This is a genomic window from Yeosuana marina, from assembly GCF_011762485.1.
GTDB lineage: Bacteria > Bacteroidota > Bacteroidia > Flavobacteriales > Flavobacteriaceae > Yeosuana > Yeosuana marina.
On the sequence record NZ_JAAKGI010000001.1, the window covers coordinates 244,913 to 266,353 of the forward strand.

Genomic DNA, 21,441 nt, shown 5'->3' on the forward strand with positions numbered 1-21,441 from the left:
AAAAAATAAAAATAAGCGTTAGGTTTTGGATAAGCATCAGTTAAAAAATACATATTTAACAGTAAAGGATTTTTCTGTTTCAGGCGAGGAATTTAATTTAATTCATGATAAAAATTTTGATTATCTAGAAACAATACCACAACCGTCGGCTGAAAAATTACCAGAGTATTATAAAAGTGAAGACTACATTTCACATACCGATTCAAAAAGAAATCTTTTTGAAAAAACATATCATTTTATAAAAAGCATAGCTCTTAAGAGAAAATTAAATTTAATTAATTCGTATTCAAAAGAAGGGCAGTGTCTTTTAGATATGGGTTGCGGAACAGGGGATTTTTTAGGAGTTGCTAAAAATAATAATTGGAACGTTACGGGAATTGAACCAAACGAACAAGCTAGGAACATTGCAAATAAAAAAACAAATAATTCGGTTTTTAATTCAGAGCATCTGTCTAAATTAAAACCTAATAGTTTTGATGTTATAACACTTTGGCACGTATTTGAACATTTACCTAATTTAAACAATCACATTTCAATTTTTAGAAAGCTTTTAAAACCAAACGGAACCTTAATCATTGCCGTTCCAAATTTTAAAAGTTACGATGCAAAGTATTATAAAAAATATTGGGCAGCTTTTGATGTGCCTAGACATCTTTGGCATTTTTCAAAAACAGCTATTAATAAATTAATGTCTTTGGAAAATATGGAAGTCGTAAAAACACACCCTATGATTTTTGATGCCTTTTATGTGAGTCTACTTTCTGAAAAATATAAAACAGGTAAGATGAATTTTTTTAGAGGATTTTGGGTGGGATTACAATCAAATTTTAAAGCGATCACGACAAAAGAATATTCTTCTATCATTTATATCATTAAAAATACTAAAAATCAAATTTAAGAAGTTTAAAAACGGTTTTATGGGCTCAAACAATGAAATACTAGGCCATTTTATTTAAAGGCTTTAAATCGCGTTTAATGAAGCTGTTTTAAATAGTTAAAAATTATTCATTTTAAGTTTTGGTATAAGTTTTTATTATATGTTAAAATCAAATAAAATTTTATATCAATTATACTTTACTTTCTTACATTTACCCGAATTATAAAATTAATGAAATGAAACACGTATTTTACATAGCGATATTTATGATTGCTTTTACCTCTTGTCAAAAACAACAAAAAATAGGATTTGTTGATAATGGAAAGGTTATTAATGAGTATCAACAAAAAAAGGATCTCGAAGTAAAATTCCAAGATAAGGAAGCTGCTTTTATAAAAAAATATGATAGCATTGAAAGTGCATTTCAAGTTGAGGCTCAAAAATTTCAATCCAATGCCCAAAAGATGTCAAAAAATATTGCGCAGGCTAAATACGAAGAATTAACTAAGCTAAAACAATCTAATAATCAACAAAAACAAGTAGAAGCACAAAAATTTCAACAGCAATTTCAAACAGAAATAGATTCTATAATTGCTAAAGTAAAAGATTTTGTGAAGAACTATGGTGAAAAGAATGGATATGACTATATTTTAGGAACCAGTGATGCATCAGCAACTGTATTATACGGTAAAGATGAAAATAATTTAACACAAACTATTTTAGATGCTTTAAATAAGGAGTATAAAAAATAAATACAAATTTTATAGGAAAATAGAAAAGCATTAAACACAGTTTGATGCTTTTTTATTTAAAAAATTTTAAAAAGGAGTGTTAATTTGATTTTTTATGAAGTAAACGCGTCAGCTTAATAGATAAATCTGTTAAAATTATTTTTGCGCTTCCATTTCTTTCAATATGATATACAGCATCTTGTATTTCATTAGTTATCTCAATAATATTAGCGTTGTGAATAAAAGGAGCAAATTTTTCTAACTTAAAAGACTCTGTTTTTGGCTCCATATAAACTAAGCTTGAAGCATTATAATTTAATAACAAAGCTTGCCTAAAAAAGTTCAAACAGAACAACAGAAATTGTTTTTGGGTTTCTCTTCCAGTTTTAGCAATATCTTCGCTCCAGTTAATTAAATCGTGAATAGCAGCTTTATTTCCTTTGGCTTTAAAGGCACTTCGAATCCAGAACACAAACCATTCTTCAAATTGTAAATCCTCTGTGTCGTGATATATAAGATCGCAAGCTTTATTGTAATTTCCACTAGATTGATGAGCTATTTTAGTCGCCACAGAGTCCTCTAAAGCATAATTTGTTATCAAACTTTGTTTGATAACATTTTCAGCTAATGGAGGAAAGTTAAGAATTTGACATCGAGATTTAATCGTGTTTATAATCTGCTCTTCATCTTCAGCAACCAAAATAAAAATTGTTTTATTGGGCGGTTCTTCAATGAGTTTTAATAGTTTATTAGCGCAAGCTGTATTCATTTTTTCAGCCATCCAAATCAACATCACTTTATAACCACCTTCGTAAGATTTTAACGACAAAGATTTCACTATTTCAATAGCTTCATCTACTCCAATTTGGCCTTGTTTATTGTCAACTCCAAGTAATTTATACCAATCAAACAAATTTCCGTAAGGTTGATCATTCAAAAGTTTCCGCCATTCTTCTAAATAATTATTGGAAACAGGACGACTTTTAACTTTATCACTCGTAGTAACAGGAAAAGCAAAATGTAAATCTGGGTGAGAAAAATTCTTAAATTTTAAATTACAAGAAGCGTTTCCCGTGTTGTTTTCGCCTTGGCTATTAGAGCATAAAATATATTGAGCATAGGCAATAGCCATTGGCAGCGTTCCGCTTCCTTCTGGACCAACAAATAATTGAGCATGAGAAATCCGGTTATTATCTACACTTTGTGTAAGATGTTTTTTTATGTATTCCTGACCTAATATATCTTCAAAAAGCATAAAACAAACCTACATAATTTTTTCCATTTTGTTTTTTAAATTTAATATGAAATAATTTGAACTCTACTTACCTTTAAACCACTATTTTAAATGGTTTTTATAACATTCTTTATCACTTCAATCGTTTTCGTGAAAAAAGACGTTTTTTTGCTGTTTTTAATTAGTTACATTTGTAGAACAAATAGTGCCTAAAATAGTGTTTAACAGTATAAAAGGCAATAAAACTATGATGTATTAAAGGATAAAAAATAATAAATATAAACACATGAAAACGCTTAACGATTTTAATTTTGAAAACAAAAAAGCTCTTATAAGAGTTGACTTTAATGTGCCTTTAAACGAAAAGTTTGAAGTGACAGATGCAACAAGAATTGTATCAGCAAAACCAACCATTATAAAAATATTGGAAGATGGTGGTAGCTGTATTTTAATGTCGCATTTGGGGCGCCCAAAAGGAGTACAAGATGAGTTTTCATTACGCCATATTGTTGATAAAGTTGAAGATATTTTAGGTGTTGAAGTTAAATTTGTAGATGCTTGTGTTGGTGAAAAAGCTGAAGCAGCAGCGGCAGATTTAAAACCAGGTGAAATTTTACTACTTGAAAATCTACGTTTTCATAAGGAAGAAACAGCTGGAGACCTAGAGTTTTCTAAACAGCTTTCTAAATTAGGCGATATTTATGTGAATGATGCCTTTGGAACTGCGCATAGAGCACACGCTTCTACAACTATTATCGCTCAGTTTTTTCCAGAAAAAAAATGCTTTGGATATTTATTGGCTCAAGAAATTGAAAGTATTGAAAAAGTAATGAAAACAGGCGAAAAACCCGTTTTAGCAGTGCTTGGAGGTGCAAAAGTGTCTTCAAAAATCACCATTATTGAAAACATTCTTGATAAAGTAGATCACTTAATTATCGGAGGCGGTATGTCGTTTACCTTTATAAAAGCGCAAGGAGGAAAAATTGGAAATTCTATTTGTGAAGATGACAAACAAGAATTGGCCTTAGAAATTTTAAAACAAGCTAAAGCGAAAAACGTACAGGTACATATTCCTGTAGATGTAGTTGCTGCTGATGCATTTAGTAACGATGCGAATACTCAAATAGTTGACATAACTAATATTCCTGATGGCTGGGAAGGTGTTGATGCCGGGCCAAAATCTATAGCGATGTTTCATGACGTTGTCATGCAAAGCAAAACCATTTTATGGAATGGACCGTTAGGTGTTTTTGAAATGGAAAAATTTGCAAAAGGAACCATAGAATTAGGAAATTCTATTGCGGAAGCAACAAAAAACGGCGCGTTTTCTTTAGTAGGAGGAGGCGACTCGGTAGCGGCTGTAAAACAATTTGGTTTTGAAGATAAAGTAAGTTATGTAAGCACTGGTGGAGGCGCAATGCTAGAAAGCCTTGAAGGAAAAACATTACCAGGAATTGCTGCTATTTTAGAATAAAACAATTAAAGTTTTCTATTTAAATTAAAAAATACGATTTTCGCAATACCTTCGTTCATTAATAAACTAAATTTACCATATGGTATTGCGAATTTTTATTATTTTTTTGATTGCGAATATTGGAGTTTCTTTCGGGCAAACTAAAGACTCTATTCCCTCACAAAAAATGGGGACTAATGACTCTTTGGTAGATGGACATATAAACACGAGTCAACCAATTAAAGCCCTTGATAGTCTTACTATAAAAAAGTTATCAGATAACGGCGACACTGCTTTAATGGACAAAAAGTGGTTGCTAGAGTTAACCAGTAACGATTTGTATGATACCATTTATAAATCTATTGCAGAACAGACTTATGAAGACGTTGATTACCCAGAACTCTCTACAGATACTTTAAAAGCAAGACTAAAAAGACTAGACGCTAAAACACCGTTTAACGTAGAGTATAACCCTGGTTTAGAAAGTGTTATAAAATCGTATTTAAAGCATAGGCGAGGGTCTATACAAAGACTCATAGCATTAAGTTCATTCTATTTCCCCATGTTTGAACGCGAATTAGATAGTTATGATCTTCCTCTAGAAATTAAATATTTATCCATTGTAGAATCTGCATTAAAACCTAGAGTTAAATCAAGAGTTGGTGCCACGGGTTTATGGCAGTTTATGTATGGAACAGGTAAAATTTACGGATTGGATGTAAGTAGTTATGTAGACGAACGATGCGATCCTATAAAATCAACCGAAGCTGCGGCAAAATATTTATCAAAATTATATGAAATTTTTGGCGATTGGGATTTGGCTTTAGCAGCATATAATTCTGGACCAGGCAACGTTACCAAAGCTATTAGGCGTTCTGGTGGCTATCAAAACTATTGGAATATAAGACATAATTTACCTCGTGAAACTGCAGGGTATTTACCAGCATTTTTAGCGACCATGTATATTTTTGAATATGCCGAGGAACACGGTTTTAAAAAAGCAAAGCCAGAGTTTGCCTATTATGAGACAGATACCATACGAGTAAAACACATGATTACACTCGATCAGGTTTCAGAAGTTACAGGGGTAGATATAGAAGAACTTGAATTTTTAAACCCATCTTATAAATTAGATATCATCCCTTATATTAAAGATGAAAACTATGCATTGCGTTTGCCTAGAGCAGCCATGGGAACGTTTGTAAACAACGAAGACCAAATTTATGCCTATGTAAAAGCAGAGTTTGATAAACGTGAAAAACCACTACCTCAGTTTTTTGAAGCAGAAAGTAGAACGAGATATAGGGTGAGGTCTGGAGATTTTTTAGGAAAGATTGCTAGACAATATGGAGTAAGGGTAAGCCAAATAAAACAGTGGAATGGACTTAGAAGCAATAATATTAGTATTGGCCAACGTTTAACTATTTACCCAAGAAAGCCTTATATACCGCCAAGTTCAACGGCAGCGAAAACAGTAACAAAAAGTACACCTACAGGTAATGTAACTATTTATACAGTTAAGGAAGGAGACTCATTATGGAGCATCGCTCAAAAATTTTCTGGAGTTTCTGTTCAAAATATTAAAGATTGGAACGATATTAGTGGTACTCATTTGAAACCAGGAATGAAACTCAAAATATCCAAAGGATAAATTCCTTTTAACTGAAATAAATATGAAATGCTTATCAATACTCTTAGATAAAAATCGATAAGATGAATTAGGCATTCCATCTGAATTTTAAAAAACAAATAAATTTAAACAGATGAAAAAAGTTTTTTTAATTGCTGTAGCATCTTTGTTAATTACTGCTTGCGGAGACAACAAAACCAAGAAACAAAAATACCTTTCAGATTCTAACGGAAACATTAATAATGTATCTGTTGTAGTTGATAACGATTTGTGGGAGGGAAGCGTAGGAGAAGCTATAAGAGGCGTTCTTGCAACTGTTGTAGATGGCTTGCCACAAGACGAGCCCATGTTTAACGTGAACCAGATTCCGCCAAGTGTATTTTCAGGTTTTGTTACTTACAACAGAACCGTTTTAAAAATTGAACAAGGTAACAAAGCATCTATCAAAATTCTTAATGATGTATATGCTAAACCGCAACGTGTAGTTGTGATTTCTGGGCCCTCAAAAAAGGATATTATTAATGAAATTAATACGAATTCAGAACAAATAATTAAGGCTTTTAAAAGCGAAGAATTAAAAGAAAAACAGCGACAAATCAGTAAATCGCTTCACGATATTAAACCTATAGAAGAAAGCCTGGGACTGAGCATAAAATTCCCAACTGCTTACAGAATTGCCAAACAAGACAAGTCGTTCTTTTGGATTCGTAAAGACATTAAAAATGGAACCATGAATTTAATGTTATACGAATTACCGTATGATAGCGTACAACAAAGTGATAGTGTGGTAAATCAAATCATTAAAATTAGAGATTCAATTGGTAAAGAGTATATTCCTGGACCAAGTGATGGAACTTATATGATTACAGAAAACGCCTATACACCCTTTCATTTTAAAACAACTTTAGATAATAAACCTACTTTAGAAACCAAAGGGATGTGGGAGGTTAAAAATGCCTTTATGGCTGGACCATTTATAAATTATTTTATAGATGATAAAGCTCATAACAGATGGGTGGTTGTTGAAGGGTTTGTTTTTGCACCATCAGTTAATAAACGAGATTATATGTTTGAACTTGAAGCCATTATTCAATCCATAAAATTAAATAAGGCAGATTAGTTTTAAACATAAAAAAAAGCCAATACACTGTATTGGCTTTTTTTGTTAATGAATATTATTATTCTTTTTTGTCGTCTTTTTTATCGTCTTCTTTGCTAGCATCTTTAAATTCTTTAATACCACTACCAAGACCTCTCATTAATTCCGGGATTTTTTTTCCTCCAAATAATAATAAAACAATCACAACAATTAAAATAATTTGTGGCGCACCAATTACTAACGGTAACATATATAAGTTCATAATGTATGTTTTTAATGTGCAAAGTTAGTAATTTAAGTTTAATAATATCGTTTTTAAACATAAGTTTAGCATAAGAGGATGACCTTATGAGATTATTTTATTTAATTTTGTTTTCAACATGAGTGATAAAAAAGAAAAGCAAAAAAAAATAGCCAGAAAACTACTTGACAAGTATCGTTTGGTTATTCTTAATGAAGAGACTTTTGAAGAACGTCTTTCCTTTAAACTAACGCGGTTAAATGTGTTTGTAATAGCCTCTATATCTACAATAGTTTTGATAGCTTTAACTACTGTTTTAATAGCATTTACACCGTTAAGAGAATATATTCCAGGGTATTCTTCAACAGCTCTTAAAAGAAAAGCAACAGAATTATACTATAAGACTGATTCGTTGCAACAAATTATTTCAACAAACAAACGTTATTATAGCTCTATAAAAAAAGTATTACAGGGCGATGTAAGTGCCGTAGATTTTAACAGAGATTCTATTATTCAAGCTGTAAAATTAGAGGCTAGTGATGTAGATTTAAATCCTATTGAAGAAGATTCTATTTTAAGAGAAAAAGTAGATAAAGAAGATAAGTACAATTTATTTGAATCGGCCACATCGGCTTCAAATTTTGTATTATTTCCTCCAGTTAATGGTCCTATTAGCGCGCCTTACAATTTAAAAGAAAAGCATTATGCGGTTGATATTGTGGTAGCCAAAGACACTCCTGTAAAGGCAACAGCTGATGGTGTTGTCATTTTTGCAGAATGGACAGCAAGCACGGGTTATGTTATTATTATAGAGCATAGTTATGGTTTAATTTCGGTATATAAACACAATTCTACTTTAACGAAATCACAGGGTGACTTGGTGAAAGCCGGCGAAGTCATTGCAACAGCAGGAAGTTCAGGAGAACTTTCTACAGGCCCTCATCTGCATTTCGAATTATGGAATGATGGCTATCCTATTAACCCAACCAATTTTATAGATTTCAAATAATGATATCATTAAAATCTGCTTTAGCAAAACCGTTTGCAAAATTAATTTATAGCCATATTCAAAAATGGGCTAATAATCCTGTTGAGACGCAGCAAAAGGTTTTTGAAGAACTCATAAAGAAGGCTTCAGAAACAACATTCGGTAAAGACCATGACTTTATAAGCATCAATTCTTATGATGAGTTTGTTAAACGTGTTCCTATAAGAGATTATGAAGATTTAAAACCTTATGTAGAGCAAGTGGTTGCAGGAAAAGAAGATGTTCTTTGGAAAGGAAAGCCTATTTATTTTGCAAAAACATCAGGAACAACCTCGGGTTCAAAATACATTCCTATTACCAAAGACAGTATGCCGTATCATATTGAGGCGGCAAGAAATGCCATTCTTCTGTATATTCACGAAACGGGCAACAGTAGGTTTGTCGATGGTAAAATGATTTTTTTACAAGGAAGTCCCATCCTTGAAACAAAAAACGGGATTCAGTTGGGGAGACTTTCTGGAATTGTGGCGCATTATGTGCCAAAGTATCTTCAAAAAAACAGAATGCCTTCTTATAAAACTAATTGTATTGAAGATTGGGAAACTAAAGTAGATGCGATTGTTGAGGAAACATTGCCAGAAAACATGACGATTATTTCGGGTATTCCGTCATGGGTGCAAATGTACTTTGAAAAATTGCAACAAAAGACAGGCAAAAAAGTAGGAGACATTTTTAAAAATTTTAATTTATTCATTTTTGGAGGGGTTAATTACGAACCATATAGAGCTAAATTTGAAAATCTTATAGGTAGAAAAGTGGATAGTATTGAACTGTATCCAGCGAGTGAAGGATTTTTTGCATTTCAAGATAAACAGAATGAAAAAGGCATGTTGTTACAGCTAAACTCAGGCATTTTTTATGAGTTTGTAAAAGCGGATGATTTTTTCAGTGAGAACCCCAAACGTATTACTATTAAAGATGTAGAATTAGGTGTTAACTATGTGATGATTATTTCAACAAACGCGGGACTTTGGGCTTACAATATTGGAGACACGGTTGAATTCACCTCATTAAAACCTTACAGAGTGATTGTTTCTGGTAGAATAAAACATTTTATTTCAGCCTTCGGGGAGCATGTTATTGGTAAAGAGGTAGAAGAAGCTTTGAAGGAAGCAACACATCGAACAAATATAAGAGTATCGGAATTTACAGTTGCACCGCAGATACATCCAGAAAAAGGATTGCCGTATCACGAATGGTTTATTGAATTTGAAAATGAACCTGAAGACATGGATGAATTAGCAAAAAAAATAGACCAATCGCTTCAAAAACAAAACAGTTATTATTTTGATTTGATACAAGGAAAGGTGTTACAACCCCTAAAAATTACTAAAGTTAAGAAAGACGGATTTCAAGATTATATGAAATCAATAGGGAAGTTAGGCGGGCAAAATAAATTACCTCGCTTATCCAACGATAGAAAAATTGTTGAGGGTTTTCCGTACATAAATTAACCCAAATAATAGTATCTTTGCCGAGATAAAAAATAAGTATGAAAGATAAAAAGCATCATGAAAGAACGAGGGCACAGGAAAGCACAAATGCTATTGAACGCATGTATATTACTATGCGTCATTTGTTTAATAGAGGCTTTTACAAACCCATGGGTGTTTCTGGGGAAACCTTAAGGCAATCATTATTGCTGTTACGACCAGAAATTTATGGATCTATTGGCGATGAAAAGGCAGAATTAGAAGGTTTATTGTATGTGATTGACAGACTTCCGCAAGGGATTGAAGAATGTACATTTATCAACTTAACAAGTGATGAGGGATATTCAAACTCTCATTTCAAACCAATAATTCCAGAAAAGCGTCGTCGTAATTGTTACAGAATTGATTCTGAACAAATGAATATTGAAATCACAAGAGGACGATCGGAGATTTACGATATTTTAACACATCTTACGTTTCTTTTTATTGAATCGCATAAAATAAGTAAACGTGTTCTTATTGATGACATAGGATCTACGACTAGAGACTGGATAAAGCTTGAAAATGCAGCCTTATCAAGAAAAAAATTAACACAACCCGAAAGAGAGATCGCCATTACACACATGGCTAATATTTTAGGAAGAACCTTTAGTGAGTTACAAAGTATTTATGATGATTTTGCAACCCCTTCTCAGCCTGAGAGGTTGTTGCAAATTGTGTATTGGTTAGGAAAATTAGCCATTGAAGAACAAATAAACAATAACAAACGCACGGTAACCTTTAGTCCGGTGTTAAGGGAACGATTGGGACACCATATCCATGGTGAAATTTGGGCAAACAACATTAAAGAGGTATTACACAAAAACGGATTATTAGAAAGGCCTATTCATATTATAAGTGCCAATATGCATAGTGTTATGAACACCTTATTTGCCCCCAATGCTTTAAAAACATTGATATCTAAGAAGACAGCGTTTCAAGTATATGAAGACTTAAGTATTGCTGGAAATAGTGAGCTTCGTAATAAAGTTACGAAGGAAGCCTTACAAAAAGGAATGATTTTTATTCCAGATACGTCGGGTACTAATATAGATGTTCAGATTTTCGATACAAGTAAAATAGACAGTTCAAAAATTGACATTCCAACTAATGAAACGGTTTTAAAATCGAATAAACCAGTTATATTGGTTATGGACTATGCCTTTGGCGAACAAGCCTATGAAACCATAGACGAATTATTAAAACCCTACAAAGCAAAAGGGAAGAAGCAATTTTTAAATGTAGAATCCTTGTCTATAATGGGTAAAGCAGGAATATTAGAAGGTGGGAAAGGCGATATTATGATTCCGTCGGCTCATATTTTTGAAGGAACGGCAGACAACTACCCTTTTAAAAACGAATTATCTAAAAAAGATTTAGATGGTCAAGGTGTTAATGTATATGAAGGCGCCATGATTACGGTTTTAGGAACCTCACTTCAGAATAAAGATATTTTAAAATTCTTTCACAATTCCACTTGGAGTGTGATTGGATTAGAAATGGAAGGAGCGCATTATCAAAAAGCGATTCAATCGGCCTCCAAAGTACGGGGCAGTATCAGTCCAGATGTTAAAGTAAGATATGCGTATTACGCCAGTGATAATCCTTTAGAAACCGGAGGAACATTGGCTTCAGGAGGCTTAGGAACCTCTGGTGTTAAACCCACATATTTAATTACAAGAAAAATATTAGAACAACTATTTAACTAATACACATAAACAACATGAGTAACGAAGTGCCACAACCACAACAGTCTGAAGAAGTTGATTTAGGACAGTTATTTAAGCTTATCGGAAATGCTTTCAACCGATTCTTTCAGTTTATAGCTAGTATTTTCAAAGGAATTTTTCATACGATCATTCTGTTTTTATTATTCATTCAAAAGCATATTATAAAATTAGCAATTGTTGGTTTTATAGGCTTGGCTATAGGATTTTATTTAGATAGTAATAAAACGCCCGTATATATATCTACAATGGTAGTGGAACCCAACTTTAATAGTGTTCAACAGCTCTATAATAACGTTAATTTTTATAATGAATTAGCTAATGCGGGAGATTCCACGGCATTGGCGGAAGCTTTGAATATTTCTAAAAAAGAAGCGGCTACTATAAAAGAGTTTAAGGTAGAATCTTATTCCGATGAAAATCAAAAAGTACAGTTATTTGATAAGTTTGTTAGAAGTTTAGATACAACGACTCAAAAGACCATAGATATGAAATCATATCTTGAAAATTTCAACTCGTTTGATGCAAGATTTCATACAGTATCTGTTATTGCGACGGATAATGGAATAGCCAAAAAAATTCAACCAACCATTATCAACTCTATTTCAAGAAACGGTTATTTTAACTTGCAGAAAGAGATTAGTGATACGAATATAAAACTAGAAGATAGTCTTTACAGAAAACAAATTACAGAAATAGACTCCTTACAATTACTCTATAAAAAGGTGATGCTTAAAGAAGCAGATCGCCCAATGGAAGGCACTAGTATTAGTTTAGGGGAGAACGGCGGTAAGGAAAATAAAGAACTGGCGTTAATTAATAAAATGGAACAACTTAAAAATGGCTTAGTTGAACTTAATGAAGAACGCGCCAATAAATCGAGTATTTTAAATGTAATCTCAGATTTTCCTAGAAAAGGTGTTAAAGTAAAAGGAATTTTAAAAAGTTATAAGTTTTTGGTTCCTGCTTCGTTGTTAGTATTAACGCTTTTAATTTTAAGTTTGTTATCACTGAACACCTATCTTAAGAATTACAGAAAAGAGTAAACGATATGACTATTTTAATAACAGGAGGAGCGGGTTTTATAGGGTCTCACGTAGTTAGGCTTTTTGTTGAAAGCTATCCCAATTACAATATTTTTAATTTAGATAATCTTACCTATGCAGGAAACCTCGAAAATTTAAAAGACATTGAATCTAAATCCAATTATACGTTTATAAAGGGAGATATCACCGATGAGGTCTTTATAGACGGATTGTTTAAAGAGCACAGATTCGATAGTGTGATTCACTTAGCAGCAGAGTCACATGTAGATCGCTCTATTACAGATCCTTTAGCATTTGTTAAAACGAATGTTATTGGTACCATGGTTTTATTAAATGCCTTTAAAAACGCTTGGAAAGATAATTTTAACAATAAATTATTTTATCATATCAGCACCGATGAGGTTTATGGAACTTTAGGTGAAAAAGGGTTGTTTACTGAAACCACATCCTATGATCCGAATTCACCATATTCTGCTTCAAAAGCAAGTTCAGATCATTTTGTAAGGGCTTATGGTGAGACTTATGGAATACCGTATGTTATTACAAATTGTTCAAATAATTATGGGCAGAACCAATTTCCAGAAAAGTTAATTCCTTTATTTATCAATAACATTATCAATAATAAACCATTACCTGTCTATGGAGATGGTAATTATACTAGGGATTGGTTATATGTGATTGATCATGCTAGAGCCATAGATTTAGTTTTTCATAAGGGAGCTATAGGAGAAACATACAATATCGGGGGCTTTAATGAATGGAAGAATATTGATTTAGTTAAGTTACTATGTCAACAAATGGACGAAAAATTAAATAGACTAAAAGGAAGTTCAGAAAAACTAATTACGTATGTTAAAGATAGACCCGGACATGATTTAAGATACGCCATAGATGCCTCAAAAATAAATAAAGAATTAGATTGGAAACCTTCAGTAACTTTTGAAGAAGGACTTTCCATAACGATAGATTGGTATTTGAATAATGAAGAATGGTTGAATAATGTAACAAGTGGAGAATATCAAAAGTACTATCAAAAGCAATATAACTAATATGAAGGGAATTATACTAGCAGGAGGATCTGGAACACGATTACATCCTTTAACGTTATCTGTAAGTAAGCAACTCATGCCTATTTATGATAAACCTATGATATATTATCCGCTTTCTACTTTAATGTATTCAGGAATCAATGAGGTGCTAATCATATCAACTCCTAAAGACTTACCCTTATTTCAAGAGTTGCTGGGAGATGGCAAAAAGTATGGGTGTAAGTTTGAGTACGCCATACAAGAAGCTCCAAATGGATTAGCGGAGGCTTTTATTATTGGAGAAGATTTTATAGGAGATGATAAGGTGGCTTTAATATTAGGAGATAATATTTTTTATGGAACAGGCTTAGCAAAACTTTTACAGGCCAACAATGATCCAGAAGGCGGCATTATTTATGCCTATCGGGTACATGACCCTGAACGCTATGGAGTTGTGGAGTTTGATGATAACATGCATGCAATATCGATTGAAGAGAAACCAAAACACCCAAAATCGAACTATGCGGTGCCGGGTATTTATTTTTATGACAATTCAGTTGTAAACATTGCAAAAAACATAAAACCAAGCCATAGAGGAGAACTGGAAATTACCGATGTTAATAGAGAGTATCTTAAACAAGGGAAACTTAACGTAAGTATATTAGATAGAGGAACCGCTTGGTTAGATACAGGTACATTTCAATCTTTGATGCAAGCCTCTCAATTTGTTGAAGTTATTGAAGAACGCCAAGGTTTAAAAATAGGAGCCATTGAAGGAGCGGCTTTCGAAATGGGTTATATAAATAAAGAACAGTTTAAAAATTTAGCGCAGCCACTATTAAAAAGTGGGTATGGTAAAAACCTGTTAGGCTTACTTAAAAATAAATAATGATTGCAAAAGAAACCAAACTAAAAGGCTGTTTTATATTAGAACCTAAAATTTTTAAAGATAGTAGAGGATATTTTTTTGAAAGCTTTAATCAAACTACGTTTAACCAATTAATTAATCAAGAGGTTAATTTTTTACAAGACAATGAATCATTTTCTTCAAAAGGGGTGTTACGAGGGTTACATTTTCAAAAAGGAGAGTATGCTCAAGCTAAATTAGTAAGAGTTATTAAAGGGAAAGTATTTGATATAGCAGTAGATATTAGAAAAGATTCTTCAACCTATGGGCTGTATGTGGCTATAGAATTAACAGAAGAAAATAAGAAACAATTATTTATCCCACGAGGCTTTGCGCATGGATTTATTGTGCTAAGTGAGACCGCTATCTTTTCTTATAAATGTGATAATTATTATAATAAAGAGTCAGAAGGAGGTATTATTTATAATGATAAAGATTTAAATATTGATTGGAAATTAGATGAAAATGAATTTGTTATTTCTGAAAAAGATTTACAATTACCAACTTTTAAGGATGCTATTTTATGACAACTATTTTAGTTACTGGAGGTAACGGACAATTAGCAAGATGCATAAAGGATGTTGAAAAACAGTATGATGATTTAAATGTAATTTATACAGATTATGTAGAACTTGATATTTGTGATTTAAAGCAAGTACAAGCTTTTTTCAAAACAAATAAAAAAATAGAATATTGCATTAATTGCGCAGCCTATACAGCTGTTGATAAAGCAGAAACAGAGGTTGAAAAAGCTTTTGATATCAATGCAAAAGGCGCAAAAAACTTAGCATTAGCTTGTAACGAATATGGAGTGATTTTAATTCATATTTCAACCGATTTTGTGTTTGATGGTGAAAAAAGAGAACCGTATGTAGAAACAGATGTAGCTAAACCGATTAGTGTTTATGGAGCGTCTAAATTGCAAGGAGAAGTTGAAGTACAACAAATTTTAAAAGAGTACTTTATTATAAGAACCTCATGGTTATATTCCGAATATGGTCAGAATTTTATGAAAACCATGTTGAGATTGGCCGAAACGCGTGAGGAAATTAGTGTCGTTAGTGATCAAATAGGAACGCCTACTTATGCAGGTGATTTAGCGGAAGTTGTAGTCCATATTATAAAAACAAAAGTAAAAAATTATGGAATCTATCATTTTAGTAACTCTGGAGAAGTAAGTTGGTTTGATTTTGCAAAGGCTATTTTTGAGAAGATTAATACAAAAATAAAGGTAAATTCAATAAAAACGGAAGAATATCCAACACCAGCAAAACGACCATTTTATAGCGTGCTTGATAAAACCAAAATAAAAACTGCTTTTAAAATAGAAATACATTATTGGGGAGATAATCTTAAAAAGGCAATATCAAATTTATGTTTAAGGGATGAGATATAGCTATAGATTTTTTTTAAAAACTCTTGACATTATTGATATTTGTAAAATAAAAAATCAGTTTAAAAATTAATAAGGATCATTTAATTTAAATAGATTAATGAATGAAAAATATTATAATTTTAACATGTTTAATTTGTGTAATATCTTGTAAAAGCGAAATTAAATCTAAAGAAAATAACGAAGTGATAAAAGAGGCGAATGTCTCTAAACAGTATAAAAAAGAATTAGTAGTTAAAATAAATATAGAATATTTAAAAAATGATAAAATCTGGTTGTTTTATACAGAAGACTATGCCCAAGATTTCTTTCCTGTAGAGACAGCACTCACAAAATCTATAAAAGGACGAGAGGGCTATCAATGGATTACTTTTGAATTCCCTTCAGGTGTTTTTCCTAAACGTATTAAAATACGTTTTAGTAATAATAAAGATCAAAATTCAATAAAATTAAATGAGATTCAGTTTTCAAGAGATAATAAAATACTTAAAATAGAAGGAGAACGTTTTGTAAACTATTTTAATTTCAGCAAATTTATATATACACTAGATGGCTATGAGTTACGCTTAGAAATGATTGATGGTGTTTATGACCCAAATATTGTTAGTTCTTCTCAATTTGATTCCGAACTTATAAAGCTATAATTTAATGAAAATAAAAAACCTTATTATTTTTGGCACAAGGCCTGAAGCCATAAAGATGGCTCCGCTGGTAAAGGAGTTTGAAAAACATTCGGATAAATTCACAACAAAAATTTGCATTACCGCTCAACATCGTGAAATGTTAGATCAAGTTCTATCTTTTTTTGAAATCATTCCAGATTTTGACCTAGATCTTATGAAGCCTAATCAAAATCTATATTCTTTAACTTCAGATATTATTACTAATTTAAAACCTGTATTGGAAAAGTTTCAACCAGACTATGTTTTTGTTCATGGAGATACAACAACAACAATGGCTGCAAGTATTTCGGCTTTTTATTCAGGAGCAAAAATATGTCATGTTGAAGCTGGTCTAAGAACTTTTAATATGAAATCGCCTTACCCTGAAGAAATGAACAGAACGGTAACAGGGGCAATAGCAGATATACATTTTTCTCCAACACCAACATCTAAACAAAACTTATTAGATGAAAACAAAAAGCAAGATTGTATCTTTATAACAGGAAATACTGTAATTGACGCTCTATTATTTAGTGTTAAAAAAGTGAACTCTAATGGCTTTAATGATAATGAGGTTCAGCACCTAAAAACAATACTAAATCCTAATAAAAAATTAATTTTAATAACAGGGCACCGTAGAGAAAACCATGGGCAAGGATTTATTAATATTTGCGAAGCCCTTAAAAAAATTGCAAGAGAACATCCAAATACTCAAATCGTTTATCCAGTACATTTGAACCCTAATGTTCAAAAACCAGTTTATGAGTTACTTAATAATATTAGCAATATTCAGCTTATAAAACCATTATCGTACCCTGCTTTTGTGTGGTTAATGGAAAAGGCATATTTAATAATAACAGATAGTGGTGGTGTGCAAGAAGAAGCTCCTAGTCTTGGAAAACCAGTATTAGTTTTGCGAGACACCACAGAAAGGCCAGAAGCAGTAGATGTAGGCACTGTTTTATTAGTAGGTACAGATCAAAATAAAATAGTGAAAGAAACTAGAAAACTATTACTGGATGATTCGGCATATTGTAACATGAGTAAACTTCATAATCCATATGGTGATGGAACGGCCTGTGAGCAAATCGTTAATCATATAATAATGGATTCAATGAAATTTATCTCATCTAATTAATCGAAATTAAAAAAAATAAAGATGAATAAACCACAAGTAGTAATCATTGGTTTAGGTTATATTGGCTTACCAACAGCCGCTTTAATCGCCCAAAGCAAAACCCACGTACATGGAGTTGATATTAATCCAGAAGTAGTGGAGACTATAAATTCAGGAAAAATACACATTATTGAGCCAGAATTGGATATAGCTGTGGCAAATGCAGTTAAAGAAGGCTATTTAAAAGCGACAACGAAACCTATTGTTGCGAATACTTACCTTATTGTGGTGCCAACACCTTTTAAAGCTAGAAACGAACCAGACATTTCTTTTGTTGATTCTGCAACCAAAGCAATCTTGCCTTTGTTGAAAGAAGATGATTTATATATTATTGAATCTACTTCGCCTATAGGAACGACAGAAAAAATGATGCATTTAATTTATTCTCAACGTCCAGAATTAAAAGATAAGCTCTTTATTGCATACTGTCCAGAGCGAGTATTACCTGGAAACGTGATGTATGAATTAGTTCATAACGATAGAGTTATTGGAGGAGTAAACCAATCATCAACTGATAAAGCAGTTGCCTTTTATCGGCAGTTTATTAAAGGAGACTTACATAAAACAAATGCAAGGACAGCAGAAATGTGTAAGCTTGTTGAAAATTCTTCTCGTGATGTTCAAATAGCATTCGCGAATGAATTGTCTTTAATTTGTGATAAAGCTGATATAAATGTTTGGGAGCTAATAGAACTTGCCAATAAACATCCTAGAGTAAATATTTTACAACCAGGATGTGGTGTTGGAGGTCATTGCATAGCGGTTGATCCTTATTTTATTGTCTCAGATTATCCATTAGAATCTAAAATAATAGGTAAAGCCAGAGAGATTAATAATTATAAATCCTTTTGGTGTGCTGAAAAAGTACAGACTGTCAAAATGGAGTTTGAAATAAAGCACGGCCATAAACCTAATATTGCTTTAATGGGTTTAGCGTTTAAGCCTAATATTGACGATCTTAGAGAATCTCCAGCAAAATATATTGCACAAAAAGTTTTACAGAATGCAAATAACGAGGAGTATTACATAGTAGAACCTAATATCGAATCACATAAAGTCTTTAAATTAACCAATTATAAAAATGCAGTAGCACAAGCAGACATTATTGTATTTTTAGTTGCCCACAATGAATTTAAAAACCTAACTATACCTAAAAATAAAATTGTGTTGGACTTTTGTGGTGTTTTAAAAAAAGAGGATTTTAAGGGGGCTTAAAGTTTATGAAATCATATATAGATGAAATAAAAGGGGTGAAACCTAAAAGTGTATTAAATAAGTTGATACTTATTACTTCTTTGGAAATTATACTCATAATGATTTTTAAAGAGTATTTACATACTTTTATATATTTCCTCTTAATTATTAATCTTTATAAGTTTTATGTTATACTGTTTAGAGATAATAGATTAACCTCCCCAATTTTCTTTACTTCGGTGGCTTTTATTTTTTGGATGTCCATAGGCAACTTCCTTAATGTAATTTTAACAAAATATTCTAATAAAACCCATTATTGTGATATAACACTATTAGTGTCTGTTTCTTACCTAATCTTATTAATAGGCTTAGCAACTGGCAAAAAAATAAGGTTACCTAAAATAAAGCGTTCGCACTTTTATTTAGATTATAAAAGCGGGGCATTACTTTTATATGGCATCATATTATTTTCTATGGTGACATCAGTAATTTATAATTTTCCGATTATAAAAGCATTATTTCAAGGTAATTATTTTGGCAATAGAATAACGATGATTTACGGAAGAGGATACTTAAACATGTTAGGTTCATTCCACACCTATGCGTTACCATTTCTGTTTATGGTAAAATTTCACAAAAGTATAAAGATAAATTGGTTTGATGTTTTCTTATTATTAGTGTCATTCTTTTTAATTATCATTCCGTTGCAAAGAGGTCCTGTACTTACACTTTTCTTAATGTATTTATTTATTTATAATGATTTTAAAAAACCAATTTCTATAAAGAAATTAATAAAATATGGTTTTATTACAGTATTACTTTTTGGTTCGATAGTTCCGGCAATACGAGGAATTAACAGGGGATATTTAGAGATTTTAAGAAACGAAATAGGTATTCATACTTGGAATTTATCTCATTATATAGAAATGACTCAAGAAACAGGGTATTTTGGGCTAAAACCATTAACGATGGCCTTAGCCATTTTATTGCCAGGACACCAAGTAGGATTTGAGATTTGGATAAAGGAATACTCGCCCATAAACGTAAATGTTGGTGGAGCATCTATGTCTTTAATTGGAGAAGGTTTTATGGAGTATGGATTGGTTGGCGTTATGATTAATTTCTTTATTTTAGGATTATTATTAACCCTATTGTTTAATCATAGAAACAACTCTTACGGTTATTATTTTTTGTTCTTGTATTTTTTAAACAGAACAGAATCTATCATTCAATTTGGTTTTGGAAAAGTATTAATAACCTTTATGATAGTATTTGTGTTTGTAAACCTTATAAATAACTTTAAGCCTAATGTAGTTTCGAAAGAAGATACTAACTAAATGATGATGCAAAACAAATATAATTACAATAAAATTGTATTCTATCTATCAGCTTTATATGTTTGTTTTGTGTACTTTTCTCTTGCAATCTCAAATATATGCTTAGGCCTTTGCTTTTTTGTTTTTGTAATTGGCTTAATATCAAAACAAATTAATTTTTCATTCTCGAAAAGGCAAGTTAAACTATACCTTCTTATTGGAACTCCTTTTCTATTGACTATAATCTCAGTTTTTAACTCATATGAGGTTATAGATTCATTAGATTTTTTATGGCTAAGAGTGCCAATTTTAGCCCTTCCTCTAGCTATATTAAATATAAGAGGCATAGAACAAAAAGATATTACTAATATCGCTAGAGGGTATTTAGCATTCTCTCTTTTAGCAACAACAATTACCCTTTTTTATGCCGTTAAGATCTATTTTGAATATGGTCTTTTGTTAGATCCAGATTTAACTAGCGAATATATAACTCCCATACAGCATCCTTACTATGGCATTTTCACGCTGATTGCTATTGTAACATTATATACCTTTGATAGGGCCATAAAGCAACAAAAAATCAGAGTTTTTCTTATGATATTCTTTAGTGTTGGAGTAATACTATCAACTTCAAGAATGGCTGTGTTGTTATTATTTTTGTTTTGGATTTATGTTATCATATCTCGTTTCAAGAATAAAAAGGGATACAGGTTTCTTGTTATAGGAGGTTTGGGTGTCGTTATGCTTTTTAGTATTTTGAATACGGTTTTAAAAACAAAAATTACAAATACGCTCACTTATTGGGACTCCCCAAGAGCTTGGCTATGGAATAATTCATATAAAATTCTCAAATATTCTAATCATAAAGTAATAGGAACTGGAATTGGAGATTTTTATAGAGTAAAGAGAAGTCCGAAAAAGTTTGTGCATTCCCAAAGAGGTATTTATGGATATAATCCTCACAACCAGTATTTGGAGTTTTTAATCACAAATGGAGTTTTTGGTTTACTCTATTTATTTGCCATGCTTTTCCTGTTATACCTGTGTTATAAAGCAAAATTGCTTTATTCTTTTATAATTATTTTTATTATAGCGTTATTCTCATTTACAGAGTGTATATTTAATCGTCAATTTGGAATTCAATTGTATGCATTTTTCTTACCTATTTCAATAGTTTTGGCAACACGAAAGCAAAGTAATATTTAG

20 protein-coding genes are annotated in these 21,441 nt (G+C 31.6%); 18 read left to right on the forward strand and 2 right to left on the reverse strand.

Going from position 1 to position 21,441, the window contains the following annotated elements:
• Window positions 1-25: 25 nt before the first annotated feature.
• Together G5V56_RS00985 and G5V56_RS00990 are read left to right on the forward strand one after the other, a co-directional pair.
• Entirely contained in the window at window positions 26-898 is an 873-nt protein-coding gene (locus G5V56_RS00985) for a class I SAM-dependent methyltransferase (protein ID WP_166959941.1), read from the forward strand.
• A gap of 215 nt (window positions 899-1,113) precedes the next feature.
• Window positions 1,114-1,629, forward strand: coding sequence for an OmpH family outer membrane protein (locus G5V56_RS00990; RefSeq protein ID WP_166959944.1), 516 nt, complete (start codon window positions 1,114-1,116; stop codon window positions 1,627-1,629).
• A 79-nt stretch (window positions 1,630-1,708) separates the two neighbouring features.
• Here G5V56_RS00990 and G5V56_RS00995 read toward each other — a convergent pair whose 3' ends face one another.
• Window positions 1,709-2,863 (reverse strand): DNA polymerase III subunit, encoded by a 1,155-nt coding sequence (locus G5V56_RS00995; protein WP_166959946.1) that lies wholly within the window; start codon window positions 2,861-2,863, stop codon window positions 1,709-1,711.
• A gap of 265 nt (window positions 2,864-3,128) precedes the next feature.
• Here G5V56_RS00995 and G5V56_RS01000 point away from each other — a divergent pair, with 265 nt between their 5' ends.
• From G5V56_RS01000 to G5V56_RS01010, 3 genes are all read left to right on the forward strand, one after another.
• A complete protein-coding gene (locus G5V56_RS01000) occupies window positions 3,129-4,316 on the forward strand; it encodes a phosphoglycerate kinase (RefSeq protein ID WP_166959948.1) in 1,188 nt (395 codons plus the stop codon).
• A gap of 79 nt (window positions 4,317-4,395) precedes the next feature.
• A complete protein-coding gene (locus tag G5V56_RS01005) occupies window positions 4,396-5,946 on the forward strand; it encodes a lytic transglycosylase domain-containing protein (RefSeq protein ID WP_166959950.1) in 1,551 nt (516 codons plus the stop codon).
• 112 nt (window positions 5,947-6,058) lie between these two features.
• Window positions 6,059-7,045: a DUF4837 family protein gene (locus G5V56_RS01010; RefSeq protein ID WP_166959953.1), complete on the forward strand. Its 987-nt coding sequence runs from the start codon at window positions 6,059-6,061 to the stop codon at window positions 7,043-7,045.
• Between the two features lie 58 nt (window positions 7,046-7,103).
• Here G5V56_RS01010 and tatA read toward each other — a convergent pair whose 3' ends face one another.
• Entirely contained in the window at window positions 7,104-7,286 is a 183-nt protein-coding gene (tatA, locus tag G5V56_RS01015; protein ID WP_166959956.1) for a twin-arginine translocase TatA/TatE family subunit, read from the reverse strand.
• Between the two features lie 118 nt (window positions 7,287-7,404).
• Here tatA and G5V56_RS01020 point away from each other — a divergent pair, with 118 nt between their 5' ends.
• The 13 genes from G5V56_RS01020 (at window position 7,405) to G5V56_RS01080 (ending at window position 21,441) form a co-directional block, all read left to right on the forward strand.
• Window positions 7,405-8,274, forward strand: coding sequence for a M23 family metallopeptidase (locus G5V56_RS01020; protein WP_166959959.1), 870 nt, complete (start codon window positions 7,405-7,407; stop codon window positions 8,272-8,274).
• Complete coding sequence (locus tag G5V56_RS01025) at window positions 8,274-9,767, forward strand: GH3 auxin-responsive promoter family protein (protein WP_166959962.1); 1,494 nt, start codon at window positions 8,274-8,276, stop codon at window positions 9,765-9,767. Before G5V56_RS01020 ends, G5V56_RS01025 begins: the two co-directional genes overlap by 1 nt.
• Before the next feature lie 38 nt (window positions 9,768-9,805).
• Window positions 9,806-11,494 (forward strand): DUF6909 family protein, encoded by a 1,689-nt coding sequence (locus tag G5V56_RS01030; RefSeq protein WP_166959965.1) that lies wholly within the window; start codon window positions 9,806-9,808, stop codon window positions 11,492-11,494.
• Between the two features lie 14 nt (window positions 11,495-11,508).
• Window positions 11,509-12,558 carry a hypothetical protein gene (locus tag G5V56_RS01035; protein WP_166959968.1) on the forward strand — a complete coding sequence of 350 codons (1,050 nt, stop codon included), beginning with the start codon at window positions 11,509-11,511 and terminating at the stop codon, window positions 12,556-12,558.
• 5 nt (window positions 12,559-12,563) lie between these two features.
• Entirely contained in the window at window positions 12,564-13,607 is a 1,044-nt protein-coding gene (gene rfbB / locus G5V56_RS01040) for a dTDP-glucose 4,6-dehydratase (RefSeq protein WP_166959971.1), read from the forward strand.
• A 1-nt stretch (window position 13,608) separates the two neighbouring features.
• Entirely contained in the window at window positions 13,609-14,475 is an 867-nt protein-coding gene (gene rfbA / locus G5V56_RS01045) for a glucose-1-phosphate thymidylyltransferase RfbA (RefSeq protein WP_166959974.1), read from the forward strand.
• Complete coding sequence (gene rfbC, locus G5V56_RS01050; RefSeq protein ID WP_166959976.1) at window positions 14,475-15,020, forward strand: dTDP-4-dehydrorhamnose 3,5-epimerase; 546 nt, start codon at window positions 14,475-14,477, stop codon at window positions 15,018-15,020. The genes rfbA and rfbC overlap by 1 nt, the downstream gene beginning before the upstream one ends.
• Window positions 15,017-15,889 (forward strand): dTDP-4-dehydrorhamnose reductase, encoded by an 873-nt coding sequence (rfbD, locus tag G5V56_RS01055; RefSeq protein WP_166959979.1) that lies wholly within the window; start codon window positions 15,017-15,019, stop codon window positions 15,887-15,889. The genes rfbC and rfbD overlap by 4 nt, the downstream gene beginning before the upstream one ends.
• A 101-nt stretch (window positions 15,890-15,990) precedes the next feature.
• A complete protein-coding gene (locus tag G5V56_RS01060; RefSeq protein ID WP_166959982.1) occupies window positions 15,991-16,530 on the forward strand; it encodes a hypothetical protein in 540 nt (179 codons plus the stop codon).
• 4 nt (window positions 16,531-16,534) lie between these two features.
• Complete coding sequence (gene wecB, locus G5V56_RS01065; protein WP_166959985.1) at window positions 16,535-17,686, forward strand: non-hydrolyzing UDP-N-acetylglucosamine 2-epimerase; 1,152 nt, start codon at window positions 16,535-16,537, stop codon at window positions 17,684-17,686.
• A 21-nt stretch (window positions 17,687-17,707) separates the two neighbouring features.
• Complete coding sequence (gene wecC / locus G5V56_RS01070; RefSeq protein WP_166959987.1) at window positions 17,708-18,940, forward strand: UDP-N-acetyl-D-mannosamine dehydrogenase; 1,233 nt, start codon at window positions 17,708-17,710, stop codon at window positions 18,938-18,940.
• A 5-nt stretch (window positions 18,941-18,945) separates the two neighbouring features.
• Window positions 18,946-20,256, forward strand: a complete 1,311-nt coding sequence (locus tag G5V56_RS01075) for an O-antigen polymerase (protein WP_166959989.1) — start codon at window positions 18,946-18,948, stop codon at window positions 20,254-20,256.
• A gap of 213 nt (window positions 20,257-20,469) precedes the next feature.
• Window positions 20,470-21,441, forward strand: coding sequence for an O-antigen ligase family protein (locus G5V56_RS01080; RefSeq protein WP_166959991.1), 972 nt, complete (start codon window positions 20,470-20,472; stop codon window positions 21,439-21,441).

Coding starts and splice junctions, on each gene's coding strand:
- G5V56_RS01020 (WP_166959959.1), top strand. CDS start 7,405: ATGAGTGATAAAAAAGAAAAGCAAAAAAAAATAGCCAGAAAACTACTT.
- G5V56_RS01025 (WP_166959962.1), top strand. CDS start 8,274: ATGATATCATTAAAATCTGCTTTAGCAAAACCGTTTGCAAAATTAATT.
- G5V56_RS01005 (WP_166959950.1), top strand. CDS start 4,396: ATGGTATTGCGAATTTTTATTATTTTTTTGATTGCGAATATTGGAGTT.
- G5V56_RS01060 (WP_166959982.1), top strand. CDS start 15,991: ATGAAAAATATTATAATTTTAACATGTTTAATTTGTGTAATATCTTGT.
- wecC (WP_166959987.1), top strand. CDS start 17,708: ATGAATAAACCACAAGTAGTAATCATTGGTTTAGGTTATATTGGCTTA.
- G5V56_RS00995 (WP_166959946.1), bottom strand. CDS start 2,863: ATGCTTTTTGAAGATATATTAGGTCAGGAATACATAAAAAAACATCTT.
- wecB (WP_166959985.1), top strand. CDS start 16,535: ATGAAAATAAAAAACCTTATTATTTTTGGCACAAGGCCTGAAGCCATA.
- G5V56_RS01035 (WP_166959968.1), top strand. CDS start 11,509: ATGAGTAACGAAGTGCCACAACCACAACAGTCTGAAGAAGTTGATTTA.
- G5V56_RS01000 (WP_166959948.1), top strand. CDS start 3,129: ATGAAAACGCTTAACGATTTTAATTTTGAAAACAAAAAAGCTCTTATA.
- rfbD (WP_166959979.1), top strand. CDS start 15,017: ATGACAACTATTTTAGTTACTGGAGGTAACGGACAATTAGCAAGATGC.
- rfbC (WP_166959976.1), top strand. CDS start 14,475: ATGATTGCAAAAGAAACCAAACTAAAAGGCTGTTTTATATTAGAACCT.
- rfbA (WP_166959974.1), top strand. CDS start 13,609: ATGAAGGGAATTATACTAGCAGGAGGATCTGGAACACGATTACATCCT.
- G5V56_RS01010 (WP_166959953.1), top strand. CDS start 6,059: ATGAAAAAAGTTTTTTTAATTGCTGTAGCATCTTTGTTAATTACTGCT.
- tatA (WP_166959956.1), bottom strand. CDS start 7,286: ATGAACTTATATATGTTACCGTTAGTAATTGGTGCGCCACAAATTATT.
- G5V56_RS01030 (WP_166959965.1), top strand. CDS start 9,806: ATGAAAGATAAAAAGCATCATGAAAGAACGAGGGCACAGGAAAGCACA.
- G5V56_RS01075 (WP_166959989.1), top strand. CDS start 18,946: ATGAAATCATATATAGATGAAATAAAAGGGGTGAAACCTAAAAGTGTA.
- G5V56_RS00990 (WP_166959944.1), top strand. CDS start 1,114: ATGAAACACGTATTTTACATAGCGATATTTATGATTGCTTTTACCTCT.
- rfbB (WP_166959971.1), top strand. CDS start 12,564: ATGACTATTTTAATAACAGGAGGAGCGGGTTTTATAGGGTCTCACGTA.